Annotated in this window: 1 pseudogene; it reads right to left on the reverse strand. The window is 52.0% G+C overall.

The features are described from left to right. Nucleotides 1–14: 14 nt before the first annotated feature. Nucleotides 15–275, reverse strand: a pseudogene (locus tag KVT27_RS24525) (carbohydrate ABC transporter permease); the annotation flags it as partial.

The following is a 275-nucleotide window of genomic DNA, read 5'->3' on the forward strand; positions in this document are numbered from 1 at the left end:
TGAATCCCGCATGCCTACCCTTTAATAGCTCCCGCCACACCTTCGATGAAATAGCGCTGCAAATACAAGAACACAATAATGATAGGAATAAGCGACATGCAGGCTCCGGCCGCAATCCCGGTCCAATCAACCGTATTCGTACCGAAGAAGTTGTACATCCCGACACCCAGCGTACGCAGCTCCGGCTTGCCCAGCGTGAAAATGAGCGGCACCAGGAACGCGTTCCAAGCGGCAATAAAGGTAAAGATACTCACCGTAGCGATAATGGGCTTCGT

Origin of the sequence: Lysinibacillus sp. GbtcB16 (assembly GCF_019091145.1) — a bacterium.
Taxonomy (GTDB): domain Bacteria; phylum Bacillota; class Bacilli; order Bacillales_A; family Planococcaceae; genus Lysinibacillus; species Lysinibacillus fusiformis.